The 3,642-nt window shown below is 50.4% G+C and carries 4 protein-coding genes; all 4 read right to left on the bottom strand.

The window, feature by feature from the left end; genetic code table 11:
- Nucleotides 1-26: 26 nt before the first annotated feature.
- On the bottom strand, nt 27-566 hold the full coding sequence (locus Q0236_RS11345) for a hypothetical protein (RefSeq protein WP_297918054.1): 540 nt from the start codon (nt 564-566) through the stop codon (nt 27-29).
- Nucleotides 567-905: 339 nt separating this feature from the next.
- Nucleotides 906-1,046 carry a hypothetical protein gene (locus Q0236_RS11340; RefSeq protein ID WP_297918051.1) on the bottom strand — a complete coding sequence of 47 codons (141 nt, stop codon included), beginning with the start codon at nt 1,044-1,046 and terminating at the stop codon, nt 906-908.
- An 11-nt stretch (nt 1,047-1,057) separates the two neighbouring features.
- Nucleotides 1,058-3,244 (bottom strand): hypothetical protein, encoded by a 2,187-nt coding sequence (locus tag Q0236_RS11335; RefSeq protein WP_297918048.1) that lies wholly within the window; start codon nt 3,242-3,244, stop codon nt 1,058-1,060.
- A partial coding sequence (locus Q0236_RS11330; RefSeq protein ID WP_297918046.1) for a hypothetical protein occupies nt 3,198-3,642 on the bottom strand: 445 nt, incomplete at its 5' end. The genes Q0236_RS11335 and Q0236_RS11330, both read right to left, overlap by 47 nt.

The following is a 3,642-nucleotide window of genomic DNA, read 5'->3' as shown; positions in this document are numbered from 1 at the left end:
CAATAAGAATATAACGCTAATACTTCTCATTTCAGCTCCTCTACAGTTCTTTTTAAAAGAGCCTTGCCCTTTATTATCGGATTGCATTCTTTATCTTTTAAACAGCTCTTTAATTCCTCATTCATTCTACAAAAAAGCTCACTATTCTTCAGCTTGCTATCGCATACTTTTTCAAAACTCCTAATTGCCCTTTGTATATTGCCGTTAAATTCTATATCTTCCCAACCTAGCCCCATGCAATATTCGATAAGGTTAGCATCGCACAGCTTAATCAGATATTTCATAGCTTCCTCTTCTCTAAACAAAGATTGTAAAAAATCACTCTGTATAGTACATGAGCGCATATCGCCGTTCTCGCACTCTTTAGATAAAATTTCAACGAGTTTATTGCACGAACTATATTTTCCGTCACCGTAATCGCAGGATTTAAAAAGCGTCCTTTGCTCTTCGTTATTAAAATCCTCTAACTTTATCAAGCTTGTCAAATGCGATTTTGCTGCAGCAGGAATCGCTACAAATACCGCTATAAACGCAAGTAGCGAAATTTTAAGATAGAATTTTTTCATTAGCACTCCTTATTTTAAGCGGAGATTATATTTAAAAATTTTTAGCTGCTTCTTAAAAAATTTAAGAGGCGCGGCAGTGCGATAAGTGCGCCGTAATCCCGTCCGCCGCCTGCGCTTAGATTAAATTTTAAAATTCCGCCGTCCGTTGCACACAAAAATTCTATAATCTGCCGCCAAATTTTACTCGCAACCGATTTAAATCGCACAGGTGCAGCAAGGCAAGCAAAGCGGAATAGAATTTTATAAAATTCCTCGCTCGCGGCGCTGTTTATTGCACACCCACTACGCTATTTGTCTTGTGCGCCTATTTTTGCCGCTAGTTTCGCTACTGCTTCGTACCTACCGAGCCGCCCATTTTGATGCATGGCACCCGCCGCCCACACTTAGATGAAATTTTAAAATTTCGCCGCCCGCCACGCACAAAAGCTCCGTAATCCGCCGTAGAATTTCGCTCGCAACGGGTCTAAGTTGCGCAGGCATAATCCGCCGCCCTACTTCCCGTCTAAATTTAAAATTTCACTCGAAATTTCATCTATCGTCGCGTTGAAATCCTCCGCCAGCGCGCGCTTTAGCTCCTCTTTCGCCGCCATCATATCGCGCACGATCGCAGCTTCAAACTCCTCTCGGTTCAGCGCCTCGTCGCCCTTGGCAAACGCAAAATCCAGCCCAAACCACGTAGCCACGGCAAACGCAGGCACGCACACCACCGCGCCCGGGCCACACACGAGCCCCGCACTACCGCTGGTCGCGCTGGCGCCTGCCTTGGTAAGGGTCTTCGCGCCCGTTTTAGCCGCAGTTTTAGCGAGGCTCTTGCTTATCAGCTTTGCGCCCAGCACGCCGCCCAGCGCCCCTAGCCCCGTCCCGCTCGCGCGATACGCCTTGCTTTTTAGGCTGAAGCTCTGCGTGACGTTAAGATCAACTTTCGCGCCGTATTTTTTGAGCGTAAAATTTAGCGAACTCTCATAATTCTTGACGTTTGCCGCAGCGATTTTAGCGATATTCTCGCCAAAATCTTTCGGGAAGCTTTCGCTTACGAAGCCCGCAAATTTCTCATTCAGATACGCCCCCGCGTCATCGTCCCACACGCCGTGCCACAGCATCAGATAATCGCTCAGAAACGAGTAATTGAAATCCGCCATTTTCTGCGCGCTAAGCCTCGCGCCCTCGTCGTAAACGGCGTCGATGTAGCTATTTAGCGCGGATGCGGCGTTTGCTTCCGCGGCGAAGCGCGTGGCGTTTAGCTCGCCTCTTAGAACGTCCGCCTCGCGCGCGCTTAAGATCAGCCGCTCGCCGCTTTGCAGCACGATCTGCACGCCAGTCTCGACCGCGCTTTTAGGATGTGCGTCCTCCGCTCCGCTGCCTGCCGTGCGCGTCTGCGCGGCACAGATCAAACACAGCGTGACGTAGGCAAGCGCGAAGATCGTGCCGCTAAAGCGCCCTATTTTGGGCGCGGACGTGGCTCGCAGCATAAAAAGCACGAATGCGCAAAGATGCAAGATCGCGCAGTAAAAGAGGAAATCTCCCGCGCAGATCAGAAACAAAAGAGCGATTTTTAGCGCGCTAGGGCTCTGCGACAGCGCCAGCTCAAACAGCGCGTTTTTGTAAAATTTCAAAGCGTAAATTTCATTTAGCAGAGCGGATTTGAAGTGCGCTTGCGGCGCGGTAGATTTTAGAATTTCAAAAATTTCGACTACCGATGCAGGGCTGGTCGCGGATTTTTCAGCGGAACTGCCGGCGACCATACTCGGTGCGGCAGGATTTTGGGCTAAATTTTGCACTGCGGCTGAGCTTGCCGTAGAATTTTTAGCGTTGATTTGCAGCGCAGCGGCGGTATTTGCCTTATAATTTGTAGCCGAGGCGTACACCGCTCTGACGGAGCCCTCTCTAAAATTTGCAGGCAAAGCGGTAGGTTTTTTGGCGGTGTCCGGTGCGGGCTTGGCGGCATTGCTCGTCTCGGAATTTCCGACAATTATAGCGGCGTTGCTCGCTGCGGAATTCGTAGCGGATTTGGCGGCATTATCTGTTGCAAAATTTCCGACGGGCGCGGAAGCGTTGTTTGTCGCGAAATTTCCCATGGATGCGGCGGTGCGGGCGGGCGAAGTAAAATTTATCGCGGAATTTAAAGAGTGTGCGGCAGCATCTGCGCCGTCCGCAAGCCGCAAATAGGCTAAATTTATAGCGAAATTTACCGCTACGGCAAGCGCGGCGAGCAGCAAAATGCTAAGTTTGAGCGATAAAATTCTAGGATTTTTAATCTCTTTTAGGCTGAGCTTAAGCACCGCCAGGCGCATCAGAGCAAGAGCTGCAGGCAGTGCCGCGAGCGTCACGAATAGCTCCGCGCCGCGCAGATCTGCTAGGCCTAGCGCCAAAGTGGCACTTAAGAGGATCGCGCCCGCGAAGGCTAAAACCCCGCTTATCAGCCTGCCTCTAAAAATTTTAATCAAAGTCCCGCCGCTGCGAAATAGAGCCGCGTTGGCGCGCTGCTTCGCCTCATAAAAAAAGCTAAATAGCACCCGAAATAGCGCGTAAGCCCAAAACGCCGCCAGCGCGCAAAAGCCCGCGTCACTGAAATCCTGCGCGTAAAGCGCGAAGCAAAAAACGCTAACGATCAGCGCTAGCCTAAGCGCTATTTCACAGATCCAGCGGCGCGTCGTCGTCATCGAGCCTGTTTGCCTCATTGATCTTTGGAATGCCCATCTCTTCGATATTTAAAGGCGGCGCGGGTTTAAATTTCGCCTCATCCTCTTGCACTTCAAAAGGCGGCTCATCGCCATCGCCGCTTTCAAAATACGCAGCGTTCTCTTGCTGTGCGTTATTTACACCTTGCGATGCGCCCTCTGCACCTTGCGATGCGCCTTTTGCGCCCGGAGATATGTCTTTTACGCCTTGCGGAGTGCCCGCTAAATTTTTATGCGCATCTATTTCAGGTGCGATACCGCTCGCTATTACATCATCTAAATTTTGATCCTTAAATTCTTGCTTTTGCGGTGCGTCCTGCGCCGCGCGCTGTGCCTCTACCAAACCATGCTCTGTGCTAAGCTTAGACTCGCCGTCTATCTCCTCGCCATCTTGCCCG

This window comes from uncultured Campylobacter sp., from assembly GCF_938031315.1.
In the GTDB taxonomy this organism is placed as follows: Bacteria; Campylobacterota; Campylobacteria; order Campylobacterales; family Campylobacteraceae; genus Campylobacter_B.
Note: the sequence above shows the minus strand (reverse complement) of the source record. Positions and strands in the feature narration are given on the sequence as shown.

What these genes read in the sequence shown, in the direction of transcription:
- Q0236_RS11345 (WP_297918054.1), bottom strand. Translation starts at nt 566, where the DNA reads ATGAAAAAATTCTATCTTAAAATTTCGCTACTTGCGTTTATAGCGGTA.
- Q0236_RS11340 (WP_297918051.1), bottom strand. Translation starts at nt 1,046, where the DNA reads ATGCCTGCGCAACTTAGACCCGTTGCGAGCGAAATTCTACGGCGGATT.
- Q0236_RS11335 (WP_297918048.1), bottom strand. Translation starts at nt 3,244, where the DNA reads ATGAGGCAAACAGGCTCGATGACGACGACGCGCCGCTGGATCTGTGAA.